Origin of the sequence: Novosphingobium sp. SG754 (genome assembly GCF_013149315.1) — a bacterium.
Lineage (GTDB): Bacteria > Pseudomonadota > Alphaproteobacteria > Sphingomonadales > Sphingomonadaceae > Novosphingobium > Novosphingobium capsulatum.
In genome coordinates this window covers 40,160-64,876 of sequence record NZ_JABGCC010000014.1, presented here as the reverse complement: position 1 = coordinate 64,876, position 24,717 = coordinate 40,160, and the positions used below count along the sequence as shown (strand labels likewise).

Here is a 24,717-nt window from a genome sequence, read left to right as displayed (position 1 = left end):
GGTCAGGACATGAAGCGGGGGCGGTGCCATGGGTAGTTTGAATCATCGCCTGCCCCCACGCGCAAGCCCTTTTTGCCAACCACCTGAGCAGTTACGCGTGCAAAGCCAAGGCGATGCTCGTCGAGATTAACAGCGGCCGCGGCAGATGACAACGCGAGACGAATCCTTACTGGAACCGAACGTTATCACGATCGGTTCGACGTATTATTATAATAGATCAAAATTTTCGACAACTACAGGCAAGATAAAAGTTTGTCCCGTACAGCATTGGTATTCCGCTCGGTGAAACGAGACAAGAAGAAACAAGCAGACAGAATAATGACCACCAGGAAAAATAGCCACCCTATAGATAGCAAGTTTGGCCTTTGGGCAAAAGGTATGCCAAAGACAACTTTCGCCACCGCTACAGCAAACAAGACCATCGGAAAATGGAACAGGTAGGTCGAGTATGAAAAATCTGCCAATGTCCGATGCAAGACACCAAAGGCAAGTGGCCGCTGCCGATTTGAGCAAGCCACAGTAGCGATTGCGAAACCAAGTCCAACGATGAAATCGTTGAAAGCGAACACCAGCTGGCTGCCCCCACTAGCACCGGTGGATGGATGCTGAATGCGCACGTAAGTCAGTACACTGAACATAATCACCAGCCCCAACCAAAATGGCGGCTTCCACAGATTTGACCTGTTGTATAGGCAGGCCATAATCCCCATAAGCCAAATTGGTGCAAGCATGATAATTTCATGAGGCAAGTTCGTAATGATGACTACAAACACCACCGCTCCAACCACGCGAGCGACAACATGACGCCGAGTCGCGGCGACCATCACTGCGGCAAATAAGCAATAATACCACCACTCATAAGCAAGGCTCCACAATGGACCATTGCTCCCGAAAACATGAACGATGCTTCCATCGAGCGTTTGTAACATAAGAATGTTACCGAGAAACGTCCGGATGTTTAGGTTATCTGCGACAACGAATTGCAACGAAGCAATCGGACTAGTGGCGCCCGCGTTATAGATCGCATCCTGGTTGAGAAATCTAAGCCCGATTAGATCGAGAAGTCCACAGAGGACCAACGCCGGGATCAACACGGTGTATATGCGGCTGGCACGGTGGGCGGCAAAGCGCGCCAGATGAAAGCCGCGCTCGGGAAGGCGGGTTACTGTTAGCCCCCCTACCAGATATCCGCTGATGACAAAAAAGATCATCACGGCAGCATGGCCGAAACCGGTGACAAAATAGATCAATTTGAAAAGGATGCCGCGGACCTCGGTTTGATTGGGGCTCAGTAATATCAGGAGCCGCACGTGATAGATCAGCACCATTAGTGCGGCGATCCAGCGGGAGGCGTCGAAAAATGATGAAAGCCCTTTGCTCACCGTGTCGAGACCTCATAGAGACGATCAGCGACGAACGCGCTTGACCATGAAGCGGAGTGGGTTGCCACTGCGTGCGGCTGCGAACAAAATAAGATCAAATTGTCTGCGCATGCCATGACGCGTTCCCTGCGATTTATTCGGCGATGCCGCAATTAGCAGGGACCATCAAGACGTTTGGCACACCTGCTCATGCCCTGACAGGCTCCGGAAACTGGCGTAGCAGAGATCAGCTTCGGCCTCGCTTTTTGCTTTTTTCCAGCCCCCGGCGTCAGGCAATCTTGCTGGCGAGGCCTGGCGCTGTGAGGCACTTTCCTATGCTGCCTGCAATAGTTTTGCCACGGCAAGGAGGTGGGGAGACGGTGGCAGCGCGTATGAACAACTATCCGGCGTGCTGCCGACCAGGGCAGCGGATTTTGCGCGTAGTATTGCAGGTCTTTGTTCATCCGAACACGGACGTCGACAATTGATGGCCGATTGCAAGTCGGCAGGTGATTTGGGTCGATGCAGGGTGGCATCCATTTCGGTTGTGGGCGCGACGAAGGACGCGACATCGCGGTTCTTCTCTACCCCAGCCTCGTCTGATGCCACCCACATGCGCTCCAACGTAGTCTATCCGGACCATTTGTCCTGCGGCGGATGGCATGGGCAAGCTCCGGTTAGCGCAACAGGCGCTAGCGGATTTCATAAGGCCATGGAGCATTTGGCACAGCCTGCTTCCCAACTGCTGAACTGCTAACCCGGTTTATTCATGAGTCCGCCGCTTTGGAGAGTTCTGGGCTCGGCGTGTTGGTGGCCGCGTGATCTGGGCGATCGGCTGCGCCGGTGTTTTTCACCGTGGCAGGACCGATGGGCTTTTCGAGGTTGATGGACGAAGGTGCGGGCTTTGGGCGGCACTGTCGCGCTGGCTAGGTGGGCGCAGGCCGGAGACTGGTGGCGATTGCTTTGAACACGCTGGCATCCGGGCAGGCTGAGGCGAAGGCGATGCGGATACGCGAGGCGCTTTCGATGACGCGAGCGGCGACCTTGAGCAGTCGCAGTCGCAGGGTCGCGAACTCGGCCGTTGCCAGAGAGGCTGCCTTGGGGATGGCCTGCTGGATGCGCCACAGCAGCCAGTAGGCTGCGGTGTGCAGGATGAGGCGCATCTGGTTGGCGTTGGCCGAACGGCACGACGTGCGATCGCTGGCGAGCTGCGATTTGTGGCGCTTGATGAGGTTCTCTGCCTGACCGCGTGCGCAGTAGAGCGTGTCATAGATGTGCTCGGCCGAACCTTCGGCCAGCGAGGTGACGACATAGCGGATGTCCATACCCAGCGTGCTCGCCTCGATCCGGGCGACAACGCGGCGCTGGCCCTTCCAGCTTTTCGCGCCGTAGCGGGTCTGGGCATAATGGCGCAGGACCGCACGGCCTTCCTCGGCCCGCTTGACCGCGCAGGCATCGGCGGCAGCGACGATGACCGGATCGGCCCGCAGCGCAGCGTTGGTTGGCAGGCCGAACACGTAATCGATGCCGGCCGCTTCGCAGAAGGCCATGACCTCGGGCCGGCCATAGTGCCCGTCTCCGCGGATGGTGATGTGGGTATCGGGCCAGTGCCGGCGGATATGGCGCACGAGGCGCCGGATGTGGCCGGCGGCTTCAGCGCCCGACGGTGTCTTGCCGGTACGCAGCAGCATCGCCACTGGCCGGCCGGTCGCGGTGTCGTAGACGTGGATCGGCAGGAAGCAGCGCTCGCCGTGATGACCATTCCAGAACGAGAGCTGCTGGTAGCCGTGAACGACATCACAGGTGTCATCGATATCCAGCGTCACCGCCGCCGGCGCGGCGGGATAGCTGGCGCAGTAGATGCCGATCATCGCGACCATCATCCTGGCCAGTTCGCGTGTGGTCGGAGCATTCTCCCAGCGGCTCATCGTCGGTTGGCTGGCAAGCCCCGCGCCCGATCCCGGCAACTTGCCCAGCGCCAGGCGGAACCCAGGATCATCGCGCAGGGTGTCGAGATCATCAGCATCCTCGTAGCCGCATGTAATCGCGAACACCCGGGCACGCAGGATGTCATCAAGGCGATGGATCACCCGCATCGGGTCACGCGGATCGGCAATGCAAGCCGCAAGCCGACGGCAAATCCCCATCGCGCGCTCGGCCTGCGCAAGCAGGAGAACGCCGCCGTCAGAAGTGAGCCGACCACCGTCGAACGCAGCTGTGAGCTTTTTGCGGCCAATGGCTGGAAACGAAAATCCGAGCGCGCTATCCTCGCTTCCGGCGGGTGTGGCCTGTGGCATTTATTGCCTCGTTGCAGGTTGGTTTAGACACCCAATTTCCTACAGCAAGACAAGCGCTTACGCTACTCCCGCCAACCTTTCACGCCGGCCCTGGCGAATAAGACAGGCTAAAGCGGCCCCGCGCCCAGGACGGTGGTCAAGGCATAAGTGGCACTCCTGCGCTTCTCGCCGCGAAACTGGCACCCGACATTGCGCATTCTAAGCCGCTACAGCCATCATCTCCGAGGGCACGGTCATCTTTGGGCAGAAGCATTTCGCGGGGGCCTGGAAGGGCCAACCAGCCGATAGCACTCAACCCGTTTTACGAACAAACCATCACACTCCATGGTATTGGCGATACCAGTCAACGAAACGCGTCACGCCTTCGCGAACCGGGGTCGCGGGCTTATATCCCAGTTCGCGTTCGAGATCGGACACGTCAGCAAAGGTGTCGGGTACGTCACCAGCCTGCAACGGCAGCAGATTGCGCTCTGCCTTGCGCCCGAGCGCCTCTTCCAGCGCTTCGATATAGGCCGTGAGCTTGACCGGGGCATTGTTGCCAATGTTGTAGATTCGATAGGGCGCGTCCGAGGTGGCTGGATCCGGTTTCATCGCATCCCACGCCGGATCGGGACTGGCAGGGCGATCCAGCGCGCGGATCACCCCGGCAACGATATCGTCGACATAAGTGAAATCGCGCGTGTGGTTGCCGTGGTTGAACACGTTGATGGGCGTGCCATCGAGAATGGCCCGGGCGAACAGGAACAGCGCCATGTCCGGCCGGCCCCAGGGGCCGTAGACCGTGAAGAAGCGCAGGCCAGTGGTCGGCAGTCGATAGAGATGGCTGTAGCTGTGCGCCATCAGCTCGTTGGCCTTCTTGGTGGCCGCGTAGAACTGCAGGGGATGGTCCACGCCGACGTGCTCGCTGAACGGCATCGCCTTGTTGGCGCCATAGACCGAACTGGTTGAGGCATAGACGAGATGCTCGATCCCACCATGGCGGCACGCCTCGAGGATATTGGTAAAGCCCACGATGTTGCTTTCGACATAGGCGTGGGGATTTTCGATCGAATAGCGCACGCCCGCCTGTGCCGCGAGATTGACCACGCGGCGCACCCCGCCTTGGGCAAACGCTTCCTCTACCGCGGCGCGATCGGCCAGATTGGCGCGAAAGAAGCGATAGGGCGATCCGGTACGAGCGGCGGTTTCCGCAAGGATCTTGAGCCGCGCTTCCTTGATGGCAGGATCATAGTAATCGTTGACCACGTCCAGACCGACCACGGCATCGCCGCGTTCGAGCAAGGTCTTGGCGGTGTGAAAGCCGATGAAGCCGGCATTGCCGGTAACCAGGGTAGCCAAGCCGCATCTCCATTTTCGGGCAACAACGCCGCGCGCTCGCTCCCGCCATAGCCGGCAGAAGCGAACAAAGTGTAACGCACGCCCGCGTCTGGGAAAGCGGTCAGCTGGCCTTCTTGGCGACGTTGAACGTGCCGGTAACGCGGCCGCTCGATGTCGTGGTCGTGCCGCCCGTACCGCTCGGCGCGCCGCCGCTGCGCCCATCCACGCTCGAAAGCCCGGTGTTGAGGTCGATCACCAAGCGGCCGCCGTTGAGCGTATCCTTGCCCCGGCGCAGCGCGACGTTACCAACCATGGTGATGATCTTGCGCGGAATATCATAGACGGCAGTGTTGCCGCTGGCGCGCTGGTCGCCTCGTGTCACCACCACGCCGCCGGCCGCATCGATGCGCTGCACCTGCACCGTCTGCGCATCGGTATAGGCGAGCGTCGTACGCGCTGCCTGGAGCCGTAAGTCTTCCTGGGTGATATCGACATTGCCGGTCAGCACCACGCGCTTCTGCTTGTCCTGCAACTCCATGCGGTCTGCACCGAAATTCACCGGCTCGTTGGAGTTGTGCTTGCCAAAGGTCTGCGCATCGATATGCGAAGCCCCGGCCACCACCGCGGCCGACAGGGCAAAGCCGCAGGCCAGCGAACGCAGTGCCAGAACCCGCGTGGACACGCGACCAGTGGTGCGCGGCGAGGAAGGAAGCGGGTCAATCATCTTCAGCGTTGTCCTCATCGAATCGCGCGGTACGGCGTGACAAGCCTCAGGGTTTGGCCGGCAGCGGCAGCTTGCCCTGATCCATCCGCATGTGGGCATGCCCTTCCAGCGTAACAACCCGATCGTCAAGATTGGCAACGATGCGGTCTGCTGAAAAAGTGCCGGTGGGCAGGCGGCCATCGACGTGCCCATCGCTGACCAGTTGCCGCTTTGTCAGGTCGATCGAGGCACCGTCGGTGATCATGCGATAGCCGTCAGAGCTTTCGAAATTGACCACGCCCGGCACCTTGATGAATTGCTTACCGAAATCATAGGCGCCTTGTTGCGCCGTCAGGATCGCAGGGCCATTCTTGAGCATGACGCGAGCGGTCACATCCTTGAGTTGGACCACATCCTGCGCGGCCGAATGCTGCACAGCGTTGCCGGCGGTTACCGAGAAGGTCCGCCCCTTGTTATCTGCGCCGCGATACATCGCGCTGACGACCTTGAGGCGATCCTGCACCACCGCCACCTTGGTGCGATCAAGCAAAAAGCTGATCTCGCCGCGCGGGGCCAGTGGGCTCAACACCATCACCGCCAAGAGCACACCGATCAAGCCAGGCAACACTATGGCCAGCACGCGCACGGTGCGATCATGCCGCCCGCCCGGTGCCGCCATGTGCCGACGGCGGCTGCGCATCTGTTCTGCCTGGATAGTCATGGCGTAAAGATCATGGCAGGTGCAGGCTTACTCGTGGCTGAAGATATCGCGGTCGGCCCAGCCAGCGATGTCGAGCAGGGCCCGTGTCGGCAGAAAGTCGAAACAGGCCTGGGCGATCTCGGAACGCTTTTCGCGTGCGAGGCGTTCCACGAGAATGGTATGGGCCCCATGAAGATAGCGCACATCGGACGCGGCGTATTCGAGTTGAGCTTCACTCAGCACCGCCCCGCCCCAATCGCTGGACTGCTGCTGTTTGGAAAGCTCCTTGCCCAGCAGCTCCCGCACGAGATCTTTCAAGCCATGCCGGTCCGTATAAGTCCGTACCAGCTTGGAGGCGATCTTGGTGCAGAACACTGGCGTTGCCATCACACCGAGGTAATGGTGGATGGCCGCCAGATCGAAACGAGCGAAGTGGTAGAGCTTGAGACGGGTCGGATCAGACAGGACCGCGCAAAGGTTCGGAGCTGCGTAATCGCTGCCCACGTTGAAACGCACCAGATGTTCGTCACCCTGTCCGTCGGAAATCTGCACCACGCAAAGCCGATCGCGTGGCGTGATCAACCCCATCGTCTCGGTATCGACAGCTACGATGCCCGGCGCCAGAAAATCAGCGGAAGGCAGGTCTTGTTCATGCAGATAAACGGCCATGTCCGCGTGCTTAGGCCGGTTCAGCGCGACCGGCAAGCCCAAGGGCTCTCCCCTTCAGCTGGGCACGCGAATTCGCTCGCAATGCGAAAAATGCGGCGCGGCGCACAATCGCGATTCCGTGTTGCAGCGTATTGTCCGTTGCAGCTCTCTACACCGTCCTCTAGAATTGGGCGGCGGTGCCGCATCAGCCCGCCGGAAAGGCACGTCTTTCCAACGCAGCATTTAACTCGGCAGACTAAGACAAGTTGTCGTAAAGCGCCAGAAAATGGCACTTGGGACCAAGCAATCAGGAACGTCTAAGACCATGATCACACCGGTTATTCTGTGCGGCGGCAATGGCACCCGTTTGTGGCCCCGTTCGCGCAAGGCAAAGCCCAAGCCGTTCTTGCCGCTGGTCGGTGATACGACCCTTTTCGAAGCTTCAGTGCTGCGCTGCAACATCGAAGCTGGCTTTTCGCCGCCGATCGTGGTTACCGGCGCGCAACATCTCGATCATGTGGTCGACCAGTTGCCTGATCCGGCCGCCAGCCAGATCATCGTGGAACCGGAAGGCAAGAACACCGCAGCGGCCATCGCGCTCGCTGCGCTGCGCCTGCCGGGCGATGCGATCATGCTGGTCTGCCCAAGCGATCACCATATCGGCGATTGCGATGCCTTTCAGGCTTCGGCCAAGGCTGCGGCCAAGCTGGCCGCCGACGACTGGCTGGTATCCTTCGGCATTGCCGCCACCACCCCGGAAACGGGTTTTGGCTATCTCAAGCAAGGCGATCCGATCGAAGGCAGCGGCGGCCGCAAGGTGGAACGCTTTGTCGAAAAGCCGGATCTTGAACGCGCTCAAGCCTTCCTCGCGGATGGTGGTTATGCTTGGAACGGTGGCATCTTTGCCTTCCGCGCCGGCCATTTCCTCCACGAACTCGACAAGCACCGCCCCGATATTGCCGGTGCGGTGCGCGCGGCGGTGGACAAGGGCCGTGCCGACGGCAACGCCTTCCATCCTGATCCGGCCGAGTTTGCCAAGATCGCGGGCGAATCGGTGGACTATGCCGTGATGGAAAAGACCGACCGCGCCGCCATGGTGCCGGCAACGATGGCCTGGTCCGATATCGGCAACTGGCAGGCACTGCACGAAGCGCTCGACAAGGACGACGTGGGCAATGCCACCAAGGGCCGGGTCGAATTGAAGAACTGCAGCAATGTGCTGGTTCACACCGATGGCCCGCGCGTGTCGGTGGTCGGTGCCAGCAATCTCATCGTAGTCGTCGATGGCGACGAAATCCTGGTGTGCACGCCCGAAGGCGCGCAACTTGTCGGCAAACTGCAAGGGGCCGCCAACCAATGAGCAAGCTGCCGATCCGCGAAGTTGAAAAGCCCTGGGGCAAGGATGTTCTTCCCGCCCCGTTCTCCGCGCCCGAAGGCAAGCGCATCGGCGAGATTTGGTTCGAACCGCCGGCCGATGCTCCCAACCTGCTGGTGAAGTACATCTTCACCAGCGAGAAGCTTTCGGTCCAGGTTCACCCGAGCGATGCGCAAGCGGCAGCTGCGGGCGAAAAGGACCGGGGCAAGGAAGAATGCTGGCTGGTCATCGCTGCTGAACCCGGGGCCACACTGGGCGTCGGCTTCAAGGGCCATGTCGACCATGACACCATGCGTGCGGCAGCGCTCGATGGCAGCATCGAGGACATGCTGGTGTGGCACCCGGTCAAGCCGGGCGATTTCTTCTATATCCCGGCCAACACGGTGCACGCGATTGGCGCCGGCGTGAGCGTGATCGAGATCCAGCAGAACAGCGACATTACCTATCGCCTCTATGACTATGGCCGCCCGCGCGAATTGCATCTCGATGCCGGCATCGCTGTGTCGCGTGGCGAACCGCTCGATCCCGCACTGCACCGGCACATTCCCGATACCGGCACTGTGGAACTGGCGCGTGGCGCCTATTTCACAGCGCACCGGCTGCAGGGCGTACCCGACGCGGCGCTGCGTGCCGAATATGCCGGCCCATTGTTGGTCATCCCGCGCAGCGGCAGCGTCACGCTGGGCGACGACGTGCTGAATCCAGGCGACTGCGCTTCGGCAGCAAGCATCGATGCACTGACGTTCGATCCCCAGGGCCAGGCCATCATCGTGCGTCCCGCCACCTGATTGAAGATAGCGCGCATCGCCTTGTCCGTGATAGGCCCGGGGCATGAGCGCTTCTTCGGTTCCTGATAGCTGGGCTGCGGCCCTTGATCCTGTCCTGGCCAGCCGCCCCTTACGGGCCCTCGGCGGTTTCCTGAAAGCAGAGGAAGCCGCAGGCAAGACAATCTATCCGCCACGGGGCGAGCGACTTGCCGCGCTGGAGTTGACGCCGCTTCCGGCCGTGAAAGTGGTGATCCTGGGGCAGGATCCTTACCATGGCCCGGGCCAGGCGATGGGGCTGGCCTTCTCGGTGCAGCGCGGGCTGAAAGTGCCGCCCAGCCTGGTCAACATCTACAAGGAACTGGAAAGCGATCTGGGCCTGCCCCGGCCGGCCCATGGCAATCTCACTCACTGGGCCCGGCAGGGTGTTCTACTGCTCAACAACGCATTGACGGTGGAGGCAGGCCAAGCCGGATCGCACCAGGGCAAGGGGTGGGAAGAATTCACCGATGCGGCGGTTGCCGCCGTGGCAGCGCGGCCTGATCCCATCGTGTTCCTGCTGTGGGGCAGCCACGCCCAGAAAAAGGCCGCGCGCGTGCCCGGCCTCGCCTCTGGTGCGCATCTCGTGCTCAAGGCGCCGCATCCCAGCCCGCTGTCGGCCCATGCCGGATTCTTCGGCTGCCGCCATTTCAGCAAGACCAACGCCTTCCTGGAGAGCCACGGACAGGCGCCGATCGACTGGCGGGTCGATCCATGAATGCCCCGACCGGCGCCGATTCGGTTGGGCCCAATTGGTCGCTGCCGGCGATGCGGCAGGCCCAGGCCCTGGCCTGGACCGCCGTGGAGCGGATTGCCTCGGCCATGCACCCTGGCCTGCGCGAGAGCGAGGCAAGAGCGATCGGCCAAGCCGTTCTTGGCGAACTGGGCATGGGCGAGGCCTGGCACCCGATGATGGTGCGTTTTGGTGCCAACACCTTGCGCGTCTTCAGCGACCGTGGCGGCGAAGACCTCGCACTTGGCCAGGACGACATCTTTTTCATCGACATCGGCCCCGTTCTCCTGGGCCATGAGGCCGATGTCGGCGCCAGCTATGCGGTGGGCGAAGACCCGGACATGCACGCCTGCGCCGCGGCCGCGCGCGACCTGTGGCACCGCGTGGCCGCCATCTGGAATCACGGCGCGATCCGCGGCACCGCGCTCTATGCACGGGCAGCGGAAGAAGCGGCGGCCATGGGGTGGCAACTCAACCTCGACGTGCGCGGCCACCGCGTGGCCGATTACCCCCACCCCTCACGCCTAGCGGGCAAGCTCGGCAATCTTGACAGCCTGCCCACCGCTGGCCTGTGGATCCTGGAAATCCAGATCCGCCACCCCACCCGGGCGTTCGGGGCGTTCTACGAAGACCTGTTGGTCTAGATGGCTCAACCCAGGCCGCGCACCAGGGCATCGAGCCCGGTCGTGAACGCAGCGGGAAAATCCATCATCGCGTGCAGATGATCGCGCATCGGACCATTGGCTTCGAAGGTCGCCCAGCCCAGCGTGAACGAAATCACCGCAGCCTGATAGGCCAGGGCCTGCTCCTGCGTGAGGCCCAGCGCCACCACTGGGGCGGCGATGCGGCGGGCCTGCTCCTCAACAGATCCCTGCGCTACCGGATGCGCCCCGGCGCACAGGTGCACGCCATCGCGATGCGCCGCCAGGCTGCCGCGCAGTGCTGCCCCGAAAGCGCGTAGCCAGGCGCGCCAGTCTCCCTGCACATCACCGACGCCGGCATAGCCGGCGGCATAGATCGCGCTCGCCATCAACCCGAGCAGTTCGCCCTTGTCTCGCACATGCCAATAGAGCGCGGGCGCCTGAACGCCCAGGCGCGCCGCCAATCGCCGCATGCTCAGCCGATCCAGCCCCTCGTCCTCCAGGAGGACAAACGCCGTCGTCACGAGGTGGGCACGATCGAGGCTGCCTTGTGCTGGGGTCTTCATGCTTGCCGGGTTGACTCCTTAACACTGTTAAGTCAACCAAGATCAGACAGCAGAATCAAGGGGAGAGAGCCATGCCTTATGTGCGCAACGCCTGGTATGTCGCAGCGTGGAGCCAGGATATCGGCGTGCAGGTTCCGCAGGCCCTGACCATTCTGGACGAGCGGATCGTGCTGTGGCGCGATGCGACGGGGCAGCTCTTCGCCTTGGAGGACCGCTGCGTGCACCGTATGGCGCCGCTATCCCTCGGGCGCTGCGAAGGCGCCAATCTGCGCTGCATGTATCACGGCCTGCTGTTCAACGGCGCAGGGCAGGTCATCGCCATACCGGGCCAGGACGCGATACCGGCCCAGGCGCGGGTCAAGGCCTATCCCGTTGTCGAGCGCCATAGCTGGGTGTGGATCTGGCCAGGTGACCCGGTCCAGGCAGATCACACCTTGATTCCGCCGGCGGTCGGCCTCGATCATCCCGACTATGTGCTGGGCCATGGACAGTTGGACTATGCCGCGCCGGCCCGGCTCATCAACGACAATCTGCTCGATTTCAGCCACTTGTCGTTCGTGCATACGCAAAGTTTCGGCTCCGGACCCGAATTTGCCAACTCGCCTGCGCGCATTACCCCGATATCGCGCGGCGTACGCTACGAGCGCTGGATCGAAAACTCGTTGGGATCATCGGCGCGCAGTTCGGCAACGCCGATCGACAGCTACATGACCTATGATTTTCTGCTGCCGGGGGTGCTGCTGATGACCGGCGGAACCTTCCCACTGGGTACGGCAAAGGCCTGCGGCTACGGCCAACCCGACGATGCCCTGGCAACCGGCGGCATCACGTTCACCAGCCAGGCCGTGACACCGATGACCGAGACCACCGCCCGCTATTTCTTTTCCTGGGGTCCCCATCGCCGCTTTGGCGATGAAGCCTTGCGCGATCGGCTGATGGAAATGGCTGGCCAAGCCTTTGCCGAAGACAAGACCATGATCGAGGCGCAGCACCGGGTCATCGCGCAAACCGCGCATCCCCGGGTCATGCCCACCGTGCATGATCGCGGCATCACCTTGTTCAACCGCCTGGTCGAAAAGATGGCTGCCGCCGAACAAGCGGCTATCGCATAAGCAAAGGGCGCCCGTTGCGGGCGCCCTTCCTTTGGTTCGATGCTGCTGCGGCCGTTCAGCGCGGCAGCTCGGTCACGCCCATCAGCGCTTCGTCCACGGCGCGGGCGCACTGGCGACCTTCGCGGATCGCCCAGACCACCAGGCTCTGGCCACGGCGCATGTCGCCGCAAGCGAAGATGCCGTCCACGCTGGTCTTGTAATCGACCGTGTTGCCCTTGACGTTGCCGCGCGGATCAAGTTCCACGCCAGCCTGTTCGAGGAGGCCCTGCTTGCGCGGGCCGACAAAGCCCATGGCGAGCAGGATGAGATCGGCCTTGATCACGAATTCGCTGCCCGGCACTTCCTGCATCTTGCCGTCGACCCATACGACGCGCACGCATTCCAGGCCGGTCACGTCATTCTGGCCCACCACGCGCTTGGTCAGCACGGCGAATTCGCGGGTCACGCCTTCTTCGTGGCTGGACGAGGTGCGCAGCTTGAGCGGCCAGTTCGGCCAGGTCAGCGCCTTGTCTTCCTTTTCGGGCGGACGCGGCATGATTTCGAGCTGGGTCACCGAGAGGGCGCCCTGGCGGTTCGACGTGCCAACGCAGTCAGAGCCGGTGTCACCGCCGCCGATCACCACAACGTGCTTGCCCGTGGCAGTGAGCGAACCACGCGGCGCGGCGCGGATTTCATCGTCACCGGCCACGCGCTTGTTCTGCTGCGTCAGGAATTCCATGGCAAAGCGCACGCCCGGCAGTTCGAAGCCGGGGATGCCGATCGGCCGGGGATCTTCGGCGCCACCAGACAGCACCACGGCATCGAAGTTTTCCTTGAGCGAGTCGACCGACACGGTCACGCCCACTTCCACCGAGGTGCGGAAATCCACGCCTTCGGCCATCATCTGTACGAGACGACGGTTGATCAGGTGCTTTTCCATCTTGAAGTCGGGAATGCCGTAGCGAAGCAGGCCGCCAACGCGATCCGACTTTTCGAACACGGTCACCGAATGGCCAGCGCGCGCCAACTGCTGCGCGGCGGCCATGCCGGCCGGGCCCGAGCCGACCACTGCCACCGACTTGCCGGTCTTCTTCGCCGGCACCTGCGGCTCGATCCAGCCTTCCTTCCAGCCCTTGTCGACGATGGCGCATTCGATCGACTTGATGGTGACCGGCTGGTCGACAATGTTGAGCGTGCAGGCGGCCTCGCACGGGGCGGGGCAGACGCGGCCGGTAAATTCGGGGAAATTGTTGGTCGAGTGCAGGTTGTCCAGCGCCTCGCGCCAGTCGCTTTCGTAGACCAGGTGGTTCCAGTCCGGGATCTGGTTGTTCACCGGACAGCCGTTGTGACAATAGGGAATGCCGCAGTTCATGCAGCGCGAGGCCTGGCCCTTGAGCGAGGCTTCGTCATGGGGAACGATGAACTCGCGATAGTGCTTGAGGCGCTCGGCCGGGGCGTCATAGCCCCGGTCCTTGCGATCGAGTTCGAGAAAGCCGGTTGCCTTACCCATTGTATTCTATTCCTTATTCCGCAGCGACCGACGCGGCTTCAAGGCGTTCAGCCTCAAGCTGGCGGAGCGCACGCGCATAGTCGCGCGGCATGACCTTGACGAAACGCACCACTTCCTGATCCCAGTTGTCGAGGATCGCGCGGGCCCGCTTGGACCCGGTATGAAGCAGGTGGCGCTCGATCAGCACGCGCAGACGATCGGCATCATGGCGCAGCATGTCACCCATGCCGAAGTCGTTGACGTCCACTCCACGCTGTTGCGGGCGGCCGGCACCGTCGTCTTCGTCGCGGTCAGCCGAAACCGGCAGCACGTCGACCATGGCACCGTTGACGAGCGAGGCAAAGTTACCGTCCATGTCATAGACATAGGCCACGCCGCCAGACATCCCGGCGGCAAAGTTGCGGCCGGTCTTGCCCAGCACGACGACGACGCCCCCGGTCATGTATTCGCAGCCATGGTCGCCTGTGCCTTCGACCACCGCGAGGGCGCCCGAATTGCGCACGGCAAAGCGTTCGCCGCCCACGCCGTTGAAGAACGCTTCCCCGGCAATCGCACCATAGAGCACGGTGTTGCCGACGATGATGTTCTCGGCTGCCTCGCGGTCGACATGCGCCGGCTGGCGCACGATCACCCGGCCACCCGACAGGCCCTTGCCGACATAGTCGTTGGCATCACCGACCAGATCGAGCGTGACACCATGGGCGAGGAATGCGGCGAACGACTGGCCCGCCACGCCCTTGAACGCGATGTTGATCGTGTTGTCGGGCAGGCCGGCGTGGCCATAGCGCCGCGCCACTTCGCCCGAGAGCATCGCGCCCACGGTGCGGTTGACGTTAATCACCGGGCGTTCGATGCGCACCGCCTCGCCCGCTTCCAGCGCCGGTGCGGCCGCCGCGATCAGATCGTTGTCGAGCGCGGCATCAAGGCCGTGATCCTGATGACCGGTCCAGTTGAGGCTGGTCCCTGCCACCGGCTCCACCTTGTGCAGCAGGCGCGTGAGATCGACGCCCTGGGCCTTCCAGTTGGCGACGACCTTGCGGGTATCGAGCCGGTCAACCCGGCCGACCATCTCGGCAATGGTGCGGAAGCCCATCTCGGCCATGATCGCGCGCAGCTCTTCGGCAACGAAGAAGAAGTAGTTGATCACGTGCTCGGGCTGGCCGGTGAAGCGCGCGCGCAGCACCGGGTCCTGCGTGGCCACGCCCACCGGGCAGGTGTTGAGGTGGCACTTGCGCATCATGATGCACCCGGCCGCGATCAGCGGCGCGGTGGCAAAGCCGAACTCGTCGGCGCCGAGCAACGCGGCGATCGCCACGTCGCGGCCCGTGCGCAGGCCGCCATCGGCCTGCACGCAGATGCGGCTGCGCAGGTTGTTGAGCAGCAGGGTCTGCTGGGTTTCCGCCAGGCCGATTTCCCACGGGCTGCCGGCATGCGTCAGCGAGGTCAGCGGCGAAGCGCCGGTCCCGCCTTCATAGCCCGAGATCGTGACATGGTCGGCACGCGCCTTGGACACGCCCGCAGCCACGGTGCCCACGCCCACTTCCGACACCAGCTTTACCGAGACGCGCGCCTTGGTGTTCACGTTCTTGAGATCGTGAATCAGCTGGGCAAGGTCTTCGATCGAATAGATGTCGTGGTGCGGCGGCGGCGAGATCAGGCCAACACCCGGCGTCGAGTGGCGGGTCTTGCCGATCACCTTGTCGACCTTGTCACCCGGCAGCTGGCCACCTTCACCGGGCTTGGCGCCCTGGGCCATCTTGATCTGGATGTCGTCGGCATTGACGAGGTATTCTGCGGTGACGCCAAAGCGGCCCGAAGCGACCTGCTTGATCGCCGAGCGCATCGAATCGCCGTTGGCCAGTGGCTTGAAGCGATCGGGTTCTTCCCCGCCCTCACCCGTGTTTGACTTGCCGCCGATGCGGTTCATCGCGATCGCCAGCGTGGTATGCGCCTCGCGGCTGATCGAGCCGAAGCTCATCGCGCCAGTGGCAAAGCGCTTGACGATCTCGCTGGCCGGCTCGACCTCATCGAGGCTGAGCGGCTTGTCGGCCGGCTTGAGCTCCATCAGGCCACGGATGGTGAGCATCCGTTCCGACTGGTCGTTGATCGTCTGGGCAAATTCCTTGTACTTTTCAGGAATGTTGCCGCGCACGGCGTGCTGCAGGCTGGCGATGTTGCCGGCCGTCCAGGCATGCTCTTCGCCGCGCAGGCGCAGCTGGTACATGCCGCCCACGTCGAGCATCTTCTTGTAGATCGGGTTGTCGCCATAGGCCGTGGCATGGCGGCGCACGGTTTCCTCGGCCACTTCCTTGAGACCGACGCCCTCGATCGAGGTGGCGGTGCCAGTGAAGTACTGGTCGATGAAGCCCGACGATAGGCCGACGGCGTCGAAGATCTGCGCGCCGCAATAGGACTGGTAGGTCGAGATGCCCATCTTGGACATGACCTTGAGGATGCCCTTGCCGATCGCCTTGATGTAGTTCTTCTGAACATCATAGGGCGTGAGCGGCAGGCCCTTGTCGACGCGGATCGCCTCGAGCGTTTCGAACGCCAGATAAGGGTTCACCGCCTCGGCGCCGTAGCCGGCGAGCACGCAGAAGTGATGCACTTCGCGCGCTTCGCCGGTTTCCACGACCAGCCCGGTCTGCATGCGCAGGCCCTGGCGCACCAGGTGATGGTGCACGGCGGCGGTCGCAAGCAGGGCCGGCATGGCGATGCGATCAGCGCCTTGCGCGCGGTCCGACAGGATCAGGATGTTCTTGTCGGCCAGCACCGCTTCGGTCGCCGCCCAGCACATTTCCTTGATCGCCATGGCCAGGCCATCGGCGCCCGAGGCCGCGTCCCAGGTGGTGTCGATCGTGGCGGTGCGGAACGCGCCATCGAGCGCGGCTTCGACCGAGCGGATCTTGGCCACGTCCTCGTTGGTGAGGATCGGCTGATCCACTTCCAGGCGCTTGTGGCTGCCGGCATCGTGGCCGAGCAGATTGGGGCGCGGGCCGATCATCGAGACGAGGCTCATCACCAGCTCCTCGCGGATCGGGTCGATCGGCGGGTTGGTGACCTGGGCGAAGTTCTGCTTGAAATAGTCGTAAAGCAGGCGCGAGCGCTTGGACAGCACGGCAATCGGCGTGTCGGTGCCCATCGAACCGATCGGGTCTTCGCCCACGGCCGCCATAGGCTCCAGGAACTTGGTGACGTCTTCCTGGGTGTAGCCAAAGGCCTGCTGGCGATCGAGCAGGCTGTCGGTCGACGCGGGCAGCGCCACCACTTCCGGCTCGACCACTTCGAGTTCCTTGAGCTTGTACTGGGCCGCGCCCAGCCATTCCTCGTAGGGCTCGGCGGCAGACAGCTCGGCCTTGAGCTCGTCGTCCTCGACGATGCGGCCCTGCTCCAGATCGATCAGCAGCATGCGGCCGGGCTGGAGGCGCCACTTGCGCACGATATCTTCCTCGCGGAACGGCAGCACGCCGCTTTCCGAGGCCATGCAGACGAGATCGTCACGCGTGATCGAGAAGCGCGCGGGACGCAGGCCATTGCGATCGAGCGTGGCACCGATCTGGCGACCGTCGGTGAAAGCCACCGCCGCCGGGCCGTCCCACGGCTCCATCAGCGCAGCGTGGTATTCATAGAACGCGCGGCGCTTGGCATCCATCAGCGCATTGCCGGCCCAGGCTTCGGGCATCAGCATCATCATCGCATGGGCTATGCCATAGCCACCCGCGACCAGCAGCTCGAGCGCGTTGTCGAGGCTGGCGGTGTCGGACTGGCCATGCGGGATCAGCGGCCACATCTTGTCGAGATCCGGGCCGAGCAGCTCGGATTCCATGGTGCGGCGGCGGGCGTTCATCCAGTTGACGTTGCCGCGCACGGTGTTGATTTCACCGTTGTGCGCCACGAAGCGGAACGGATGCGCCAGCTTCCAGCTGGGGAAGGTGTTGGTGGAAAAGCGCTGGTGCACCAGGCCGAGTGCCGAAACGCAGTCCGGGTTGCGCAGATCGTCATAGAACGAGCCGACCTGGCCAGCGAGCAGCAGCCCCTTGTACACGATCGTACGCGAGGAGAAGCTGGGCATGTACAGCTCGGTCACGCCGGGCAGGCCATGCTTTTCGGCCATGGCCGCCAGCGGGTTCTGCGTCTGCTTGCGGATCGCCAGCAGCTTGCGTTCGAACGCGTCCTGGTCAGCGCAGTTTTCGCCGCGCTTGATGAAGCACTGGCGGATCACCGGCATCGAGGCGATCACGGTCTTGCCCAGGCCATCGAGCGTGGTCGGCACATCGCGCCAGCCGATCAGTTCCTGGCCTTCCTTGGCGATGAACTTCTCGAACTTTTCGATCACGAACGTGCGCGCGGCTTCATCCTGCGGCAGGAAGCACATCGCCACGGCATAGTCGCCCGGCTGCGGCAGTTCCTTGCCTTCGCCAGCCGCCCACTTGCGGAACAGCTGGTCGGGCAGCTGGATCAGCAGGCCGGCGCCATCGCCCAGCAGCGGATCGGCGCCCACGGCACCGCGGTGGTCGAGATTGCGGAGAATCTCCAGGGCTTGGCCAATAATCGCGTGGCTTTTGACGCCTTTGATGTGGGCAATAAAGCCCATGCCACATGCGTCATGCTCGTTACGCGGATCATACAGGCCCTGAACCGGCGGAAATCCCATCGCGTTGATCGTCCCTACACCCAAAAAAGACAGCTCGCACGAATCACGACGCCGGAATGCGTCAAAAATTGCGCGAGAGTCCCCCATGACTGTTGGAAAGTTATTTTGCAACCGGTCAGGACCACCCAAACGGGAAACCGTGCCGGGAAATACGGATGCGATGCCGAAATGTCGCAGCGCAGCAGGGCGATGCGATCACAGCATCAGCGTTGGGCAGTCATCCGTTGCAGCGTGGCGAGGGCATCGCGCAGGGCCTGTTCGGTGCTGGCGGCATCGCGCGGGGCATCCTCGGCCTCGTCCTCAACCGCTTGAAAACGGGTGGGAACGGCAGCCAGATAGGGCCGCTCGAACGGCGCCGGAGCAGCGCTCGCCACCTCATCACCGTCCGGACGCTGGGCGCGGCCCTGGCCGGGGAAGATCACAACCGGCTGCGGCGATGCAGCACCGCGGCCAGAGAGGAAATGGCGCGCCGGATCGCTCCGCCGGACGGCCGCGGCCATGTCGAGCAGCGAGGAATAGCGTTCTTCGCGCACCGCGCCTTCGGGCTGGCCCCGGTCGGTGCTGTCAGCATCTGCCGCACCGAGGCGCGACGGGCGCGGCATGGCGCGCACGTCGCGGCCGTCCAGCCCGGCCAGATCGTCGGCGACGCTGTCGAGCGCGCGGCGGTGGTCGGCAATCGCCAGCGCCAGCCGCTCGACCAGTTGCACCAGCCCCAGACCATCGAGATCGGCCTGGGCGACCGGCGAAGGCCCATTTTCCCCCATCGCGTCACGCGCCTTGGCAAAGAGCAACGGCGTCAGCGCGGGCGATGCCATCGCCACCGGGGCGGGATCGTGCGCTGCAACGTCCGCTTCTTTCACAGCATCCGGTTCTGCCTGCGCTTCGGCTTCGGCTTCAGCTGCGGCTGCCGTTTCGACTTCAGGTTGTGCCGCAGGCACGGCGTCCGCCTCTGCCTCAGCGACGATCGGCATTTCAGTCGGCGCTTCCACGGCTTCTTCGCGGGGCGCCGCTTGCTCGCGGGCTACCGTCAGGAACGCGGGCGGCACGAACAGGTCGGCCGGTTCTTCCTCGTTCTCGTAGATCGCAAAGGGATCGAAGGCCGCCGGGGCCAGCTCGGCCGACAGCGCATCATCGGCCGCCAGGGGGCGCAGGCGCGGCAGCGTGCTGGCGGGCTCATCGATCAGGATCGCGGTTTCGGATTCATCGATCATGTCCGCGCTCACCACCAGGGGGCGGCGCGGCGGGGCGTCGGGATGGGCATCGCGCGCGCGCACCCGAGGCGCGACCGGCGCATCATCCTGCACTTCGGCCCAAGTGGCGGGATCGATCGCCACCCGGTGGCGGGCGCTCAGACGCAGGCCCAGCGCCAGGCCGATGACGCCGCCCAGACCGGTCAGCAGCGAGGCCACCAGCGCGCGCGCGGTAAAACCGAGCGGCGGCGCGGCAGCCGCAACGAGATGGGGCAGCCCGCTGGCAACGACCACGCGCTGCAGCAGTTCGACCGGAACGGCAAAGCTGGCCAAGCCGAACAGCGCGGCAAACCACAGCGCGGCAAGGGCGGGAAACAGGCGATGGGCGGTGATCGGCTTGGCCTTGGCCTTGCGCTTGGTCTTGGTCACCTGTGCTTACCCCCGTTTGTACAACCACCTGCGCATCGAACCGGCGCGAATCGGTCTTTGCCCAAGCCTGCGCCAAAGCCAATATCCTGACAATTCAGGCAGCCAGGCCAGGCGTGTCTAGCCCTTGGGCTATCAGGCCTTGGTAAACGGGAAGATAACGCGCCGCGTTGGCGGCCCAATCGTGCGCGGTTTCCACAAAGCGGCGGGCCACGGCGCGCTGCGCGTCCCATTGCGCGCGGCGGGCGAACAGCGCCACCATGGCCTGGGCCAGCGCGGCCGGATCGTCGGGCGCAAACAGCGTGCCGGTCTGCCCGTCAGCGATCAGTTCGCGATGCCCACCCACGTTGCTCGCCGCCACCAGCTTGCCCTGGGCCATCGCCTCCAGCGGCTTCAATGGCGTAACCAGGTCGGTCAGGCGCATGGCCTTGCGCGGATAGCACACCACGTCGGCCAACGCGTAATAGCGGTCCACCTCGTGATGCGGCACGCGACCGACGAAATGGATGGCATGGGCAGCCGGGCTGGCCGCAGCCTGGGCGCGCAGGGCATCTGCCGCTGGCCCGCCGCCCACCAGCAACAGCCGCGCGCCGGGCACTGCGGCCACGATCGCCGGCATGGCGGCGATCATGTCGTCGAGACCCTCATAGGGGTAGAAGCTGCCAAGGAAGCCGATCACCGGCCCTTCCCCCAGCCCGAGCTGCGCGCGCAAGGCGGCATCGGGCGCGGGCGGGGTGCCGAACAGAGCAAGGTCGACGCCGTTTGGCATGATCGTGATCTTGGCCGGGGCCACGCCGCGTGCCACCAGATCATCCTTCAGGCCCTGGCAGATGGTGACGACGGCATCGGCGCCCGCCACGACGCGGTTTTCCAGTTGCCGGGTGAGCCAATAGCGCGCCGATCCCTCGCGGCCAGTGCCATTGCCCACGGCAGCGTCTTCCCAGAACGCGCGGATTTCATAGACCACCGGCAGCCCCAGGCGGCGGCCGGCGCGCACCGCGGCCAGCCCGCACAGCGCCGGGCTGTGGGCATGCAACACGTCGGGCCGCCACTGGCGCGCCAGGTCGACGATGCGATCCGCCAGCGCCCCGGCCTCGCGCCATTCGCGCACCCCCGGCGGGCCAGAGGCCACGCCGGGGGTGCGGTGAAAGCGCAGGCCGTCATGGATTTCCAGGTCATCGCCCGGTGCGCTGCCCGGCGCAGGTTCGGGCCGGGGTTCAGTCGGGGAGACACCGTGGCGCAGGCCAGTCAGCCCGCGCACTTCCAGCCCATGGCCTTCCTGCGCCTTGAGGATCGCGCGCGTGCGAAAGGTATAGCCGCTGTGTAGCGGCAGGGAGTGATCGAGGACGTGGAGAATCCGGGCCATCCCCGATGCTTGGCACAGCAAGCCTTAACGCGCTGCAAATTCTTCGCTTAACGCGGCGTCAACCCTGCGGCACTATTCCCGGCGGCTATGGCAGGCGGCGCGCAACGATGATCGACAAGATTACCATCTTCGTGCCGCATATCCTGATGGCGCTGATGATCTGGAAGCTCGTCCACCGCGCCGATCTGGACGATGACCCCGCCCTGCCCAATCGCCGCCAGCCGCTGATGGGGCGGCGCCCCAGCCCACGCCCCGATAGCGACGGTGCCCAGGCCAATGCGAACACCCCCGACAGGACCGGGCGCGATGCTTGACCTGTTCTTCACGGCGTTCTGCCTGGCGTTCCTGGGCGCCGGGCTCAAGCGGCCGTTCCTGTTCGTGATGGCCTATGCCTATATCGATATCGTCGCGCCGCAGAAGGTCAGCTGGGGTTTCCTTACGCACATCCCGATCTCGCTGATCGCGTTTTCCTGCGCCCTGCTGGGCTGGATCGTGGCCGAAGACAAGAACGGCATACGCATCTCGCCGCGCCAGTTCGTGCTGCTCCTGCTGCTAGTCTATTGCGGCCTCACCACCCGCACCGCCGATTTCCCGGGAGAGGCGGCGGCGAAGTGGGACTGGGTGTGGAAAGCGCTGATCTTCGCGCTGTTCCTGCCGCTGACCCTGCGCACCCGCCTGCGCATCGAGGCGCTGACGCTGACCATGGTGCTCTCGGTGGGGGTGATCGTCATCGGCGGGGGGATCAAGACGCTCAGCTCGGGCGGCGGCTATGGCGAACTGCGCCTGCTGGTGAACGACAATACCGGCCTCTATGAAGGCTCGATCATTTCCACCGTGGCGATGTGCGTCATTCCCCTGGCGCTATGGCTGGCCAATCACGGCACCATCTTCAAGCCGGACTGGAAGGCCAAGCTGTTTGCCGCCGGCATCTGCTTTTCCTGCCTGCTCATGCCGGTGGGCACCCAGGCGCGCACCGGGCTGATCTGCGCGGCAGTGCTGGCGGTGATGATGCTGCGCTCCACCCGGCGGCGCATGCTCTATATCAGCATCGTCTGTGCCGGGGCGCTGATCGCGGTGCCGCTGCTGCCGTCGAGCTTTACCGAGCGCATGGGCACGATCAAGAATCACCAGGCCGACCAATCTGCTTCCACCCGCGTGGCGGTGTGGAAATGGACCATCGAATTTGCCAAGACTCACCCGTTCGGCGGCGGCTTCGACGCCTTTCGCCAGAACAGCGTGAGCTATGACACGGTCAAGGCTGACTATGCCGGCGCCAACAACGCCGCGATCGAGACCGACCATATCGAGGAAAAGGGCCGCGCCTATCACTCGGCCTATTTCGAGATGCTGGGCGAGCAGGGCTACCCCGGCCTTGCCCTGTGGCTGCTGCTGCACCTGATGGGCGTGTTCCAGATGGAACTGATCCGGCGGCGCTATCGCAAGGACCCGCCCGAAGGATTTGCCTGGGTTTCGCCGCTGGCCGATGCGCTGCAACAGGCGCAGATCTGCTACCTCGTCGGCTCGACCTTCGTCGGCATCGCGTTCCAGCCGTTCTGCTACATGCTGGTGGGGCTGCAATGCGGGCTTTCGGCCTATATCGGCCGGGTGCGAAGGGCCGCGCCGGTGCCGTTCGTACAGCGCCGGGCGATCCCTGCCCAGGCCTGAGGCCCAGCCCCACGAAAACACCGCCGACGCGACAGAAGCGCCGGCGGTGCAGAACGGCTCAGTTCAATTTACGGCGGCCAGCTTGCGCCCACGGCGCGGCTTGCCGTCGGCGGCATCGTCGCGCGTGGCAAAGCGGGCCATCCATGCCTCGATCACCGGGGCAATGCTCTTACGCCAGCGCGAGCCGTTGAAAATGCCATAGTGGCCCACTTCGGGCGCCAGCAGGTACTGCTTCATGTCGGCCGGCAGGTTGGGCGTGACGTTGAGCGCGGCGCGGGTCTGGCCGATGCCGGAAATATCGTCGCGCTCCCCCTCGATGCACAGGATCGCGGTATCGGTGATCGCGCCCAGGTCAACCGGCTGGCCGCGATGGATGAATTCGCCCTGCGGCAGCGCGTGGCGCTGAAACACCACGTCCACCGTCTGGAGATAGAATTCGGCCGGCAGATCGCAGACCGAGCGATATTCATCGTAGAACGTCTTGGTCGCCTCGGCGCTTTCTTCCGCGCCCTGCACCATGTGCTGGAACAGCTTGTAATGGCTCATCATGTGGCTGCCCAGGTTCATCGACATGAAGCTGGTGAGCTGGACGAAGCCGGGATAGACCTGCCGTCCGGCGCCGGGATAGTTTTCCGGCACGGTGGTGATGACGTTGTGCTTGAACCAGACGTAAGGCTTGGTCACGGCATGATCGTTGACCGCCGTGGGGCTCTCGCGCGTGTCGATCGGGCCGCCCATCATCGTCAGCGTCAGTGGGCGGCAGGGATGCTTCTGCGCGGCCAGCACCGCCGTGGCGGCAAAGGCCGGCACCGAAGGCTGGCACACTGCCATCATGTGCGTGCCCGGGCCGATATGCTCGAAAAAGCCGATAAGATAGTCGATGTAGTCGTCGAGATTGAAGTGTCCTTCGGCCAGCGGCACATATTTTGCGTCGGCCCAGTCGGTAATGTAGACCTCGGCCCGTTCCAGCAGGCGTTCCACCGTCCCGCGCAGCAGCGTGGCATAGTGCCCGCTCATCGGCGCCACCAGCAGCAAGCGCGGCGCATCGGCGCCGAGGCCATCATGGGTAAAGCGCTTGAGATCGCCGAACGGGCGATGCACCACGGTGGTTTCGTGCACCGCGTGCACCTGGCCATCGACCTGGATGGTGCGGATCCCGAACGCCGGCTTGCCCCGCGGCGCGGTGGCGTGAGCAAACACGTCGAGCGCGGAAGCCATGGTCTGGTTGGGGCCATAGGCGGAAAAGGGCAGCCGCGGATCATTGAGCAGGTCGGCCATCATCGAGGCCCAGGCACTGCTCGCATTCATCAGCGACCGCTGGATTTCATAAGCCTTGTACAGCACGTGGATACTTGCCTTTCTATCCGCTGCCCGCCGCGCGCGGCCCGCCGGCATGGCGTGGCGCAGCGCGGCAATCATGCGTCCCTTGCCGCGATAGTGCCTGCGAATCGCGCTGGCTGCAATGCAGCATCATGGACAGGGCGCGCGGTAATCAGTCCACAACAGATGGGAACATGGCCTGGTGCACGCAAGGCCCCTTCCGGTCTGGCGCGCCATCGGCTAGGTCCGCCCCATGGAAGAGGTTCCCCAGGAACGGCCCGCGCCGGACATGCCCGCCCCCGGCTCCAACCCTGCCGTTGGGCAGGCGCCCGCACCGGCCCTAGGCGCGCC

19 protein-coding genes are annotated in these 24,717 nt (G+C 63.8%); 7 read left to right on the top strand and 12 right to left on the bottom strand.

From position 1 onward, the window contains the following. Nucleotides 1–233: 233 nt before the first annotated feature. The 6 genes from FHW97_RS20655 to FHW97_RS20630 all read right to left on the bottom strand — a co-directional run bounded on the left by FHW97_RS20655 (nt 234) and on the right by FHW97_RS20630 (nt 7,047). On the bottom strand, nt 234–1,382 hold the full coding sequence (locus FHW97_RS20655; protein ID WP_171799653.1) for an acyltransferase: 1,149 nt from the start codon (nt 1,380–1,382) through the stop codon (nt 234–236). A 905-nt stretch (nt 1,383–2,287) separates the two neighbouring features. Next, a complete protein-coding gene (locus FHW97_RS20650) occupies nt 2,288–3,658 on the bottom strand; it encodes an IS1380 family transposase (RefSeq protein ID WP_171799652.1) in 1,371 nt (456 codons plus the stop codon). A 315-nt stretch (nt 3,659–3,973) separates the two neighbouring features. Then, the gene (locus tag FHW97_RS20645; RefSeq protein WP_022677453.1) at nt 3,974–4,996 is read right to left on the bottom strand and encodes an NAD-dependent epimerase; all 1,023 of its coding nucleotides are present in this window, start codon (nt 4,994–4,996) and stop codon (nt 3,974–3,976) included. Between the two features lie 100 nt (nt 4,997–5,096). After that, nucleotides 5,097–5,699: an LptA/OstA family protein gene (locus FHW97_RS20640; RefSeq protein ID WP_171799650.1), complete on the bottom strand. Its 603-nt coding sequence runs from the start codon at nt 5,697–5,699 to the stop codon at nt 5,097–5,099. Between the two features lie 46 nt (nt 5,700–5,745). After that, nucleotides 5,746–6,399: an LPS export ABC transporter periplasmic protein LptC gene (gene lptC, locus FHW97_RS20635; RefSeq protein WP_171799649.1), complete on the bottom strand. Its 654-nt coding sequence runs from the start codon at nt 6,397–6,399 to the stop codon at nt 5,746–5,748. A 27-nt stretch (nt 6,400–6,426) separates the two neighbouring features. Beyond that, nucleotides 6,427–7,047 (bottom strand): ribonuclease D, encoded by a 621-nt coding sequence (locus FHW97_RS20630; RefSeq protein WP_171799648.1) that lies wholly within the window; start codon nt 7,045–7,047, stop codon nt 6,427–6,429. A 304-nt stretch (nt 7,048–7,351) separates the two neighbouring features. Here FHW97_RS20630 and FHW97_RS20625 point away from each other — a divergent pair, with 304 nt between their 5' ends. From FHW97_RS20625 to FHW97_RS20610, 4 genes are read left to right on the top strand one after another with little or no spacing between them, the layout of a single operon-like run. Continuing rightward, on the top strand, nt 7,352–8,386 hold the full coding sequence (locus FHW97_RS20625) for a mannose-1-phosphate guanylyltransferase (protein WP_171799647.1): 1,035 nt from the start codon (nt 7,352–7,354) through the stop codon (nt 8,384–8,386). After that, nucleotides 8,383–9,189, top strand: a complete 807-nt coding sequence (locus FHW97_RS20620; RefSeq protein WP_171799646.1) for a class I mannose-6-phosphate isomerase — start codon at nt 8,383–8,385, stop codon at nt 9,187–9,189. Before FHW97_RS20625 ends, FHW97_RS20620 begins: the two co-directional genes overlap by 4 nt. 43 nt (nt 9,190–9,232) lie before the next feature. Continuing rightward, nucleotides 9,233–9,922, top strand: coding sequence for a uracil-DNA glycosylase (gene ung, locus FHW97_RS20615; RefSeq protein WP_171799645.1), 690 nt, complete (start codon nt 9,233–9,235; stop codon nt 9,920–9,922). After that, a complete protein-coding gene (locus FHW97_RS20610) occupies nt 9,919–10,581 on the top strand; it encodes a M24 family metallopeptidase (protein ID WP_171799644.1) in 663 nt (220 codons plus the stop codon). Before ung ends, FHW97_RS20610 begins: the two co-directional genes overlap by 4 nt. A 5-nt stretch (nt 10,582–10,586) precedes the next feature. Here FHW97_RS20610 and FHW97_RS20605 read toward each other — a convergent pair whose 3' ends face one another. Further along, nucleotides 10,587–11,144: a TetR family transcriptional regulator gene (locus tag FHW97_RS20605; protein WP_171799643.1), complete on the bottom strand. Its 558-nt coding sequence runs from the start codon at nt 11,142–11,144 to the stop codon at nt 10,587–10,589. Nucleotides 11,145–11,215: 71 nt separating this feature from the next. Between FHW97_RS20605 and FHW97_RS20600 the strand changes: the two genes are divergently transcribed. Further along, nucleotides 11,216–12,256 (top strand): aromatic ring-hydroxylating dioxygenase subunit alpha, encoded by a 1,041-nt coding sequence (locus FHW97_RS20600; RefSeq protein WP_022677462.1) that lies wholly within the window; start codon nt 11,216–11,218, stop codon nt 12,254–12,256. A gap of 55 nt (nt 12,257–12,311) precedes the next feature. On the opposite strand, the gene FHW97_RS20595 is transcribed toward FHW97_RS20600, so the two are convergent. From FHW97_RS20595 to FHW97_RS20580, 4 genes are all read right to left on the bottom strand, one after another. Continuing rightward, nucleotides 12,312–13,745 (bottom strand): glutamate synthase subunit beta, encoded by a 1,434-nt coding sequence (locus FHW97_RS20595; RefSeq protein WP_171799642.1) that lies wholly within the window; start codon nt 13,743–13,745, stop codon nt 12,312–12,314. A 13-nt stretch (nt 13,746–13,758) separates the two neighbouring features. Next, nucleotides 13,759–18,399 carry a glutamate synthase large subunit gene (gene gltB / locus FHW97_RS20590; protein ID WP_062787086.1) on the bottom strand — a complete coding sequence of 1,547 codons (4,641 nt, stop codon included), beginning with the start codon at nt 18,397–18,399 and terminating at the stop codon, nt 13,759–13,761. 203 nt (nt 18,400–18,602) lie between these two features. Further along, nucleotides 18,603–20,018, bottom strand: a complete 1,416-nt coding sequence (locus tag FHW97_RS20585; RefSeq protein WP_171799641.1) for a hypothetical protein — start codon at nt 20,016–20,018, stop codon at nt 18,603–18,605. 94 nt (nt 20,019–20,112) lie between these two features. Then, nucleotides 20,113–21,381 carry a TIGR04063 family PEP-CTERM/XrtA system glycosyltransferase gene (locus tag FHW97_RS20580; RefSeq protein ID WP_168353157.1) on the bottom strand — a complete coding sequence of 423 codons (1,269 nt, stop codon included), beginning with the start codon at nt 21,379–21,381 and terminating at the stop codon, nt 20,113–20,115. Nucleotides 21,382–21,488: 107 nt separating this feature from the next. Here FHW97_RS20580 and FHW97_RS20575 point away from each other — a divergent pair, with 107 nt between their 5' ends. Both FHW97_RS20575 and FHW97_RS20570 read left to right on the top strand, forming a co-directional pair. Then, on the top strand, nt 21,489–21,695 hold the full coding sequence (locus FHW97_RS20575) for a hypothetical protein (RefSeq protein WP_171799631.1): 207 nt from the start codon (nt 21,489–21,491) through the stop codon (nt 21,693–21,695). Then, nucleotides 21,688–23,046 (top strand): putative O-glycosylation ligase, exosortase A system-associated, encoded by a 1,359-nt coding sequence (locus FHW97_RS20570; RefSeq protein ID WP_171799640.1) that lies wholly within the window; start codon nt 21,688–21,690, stop codon nt 23,044–23,046. Before FHW97_RS20575 ends, FHW97_RS20570 begins: the two co-directional genes overlap by 8 nt. Nucleotides 23,047–23,109: 63 nt before the next feature. On the opposite strand, the gene FHW97_RS20565 is transcribed toward FHW97_RS20570, so the two are convergent. Further along, entirely contained in the window at nt 23,110–24,390 is a 1,281-nt protein-coding gene (locus tag FHW97_RS20565) for a polyhydroxyalkanoate depolymerase (RefSeq protein ID WP_171799656.1), read from the bottom strand. Nucleotides 24,391–24,717: the final 327 nt, after the last annotated feature.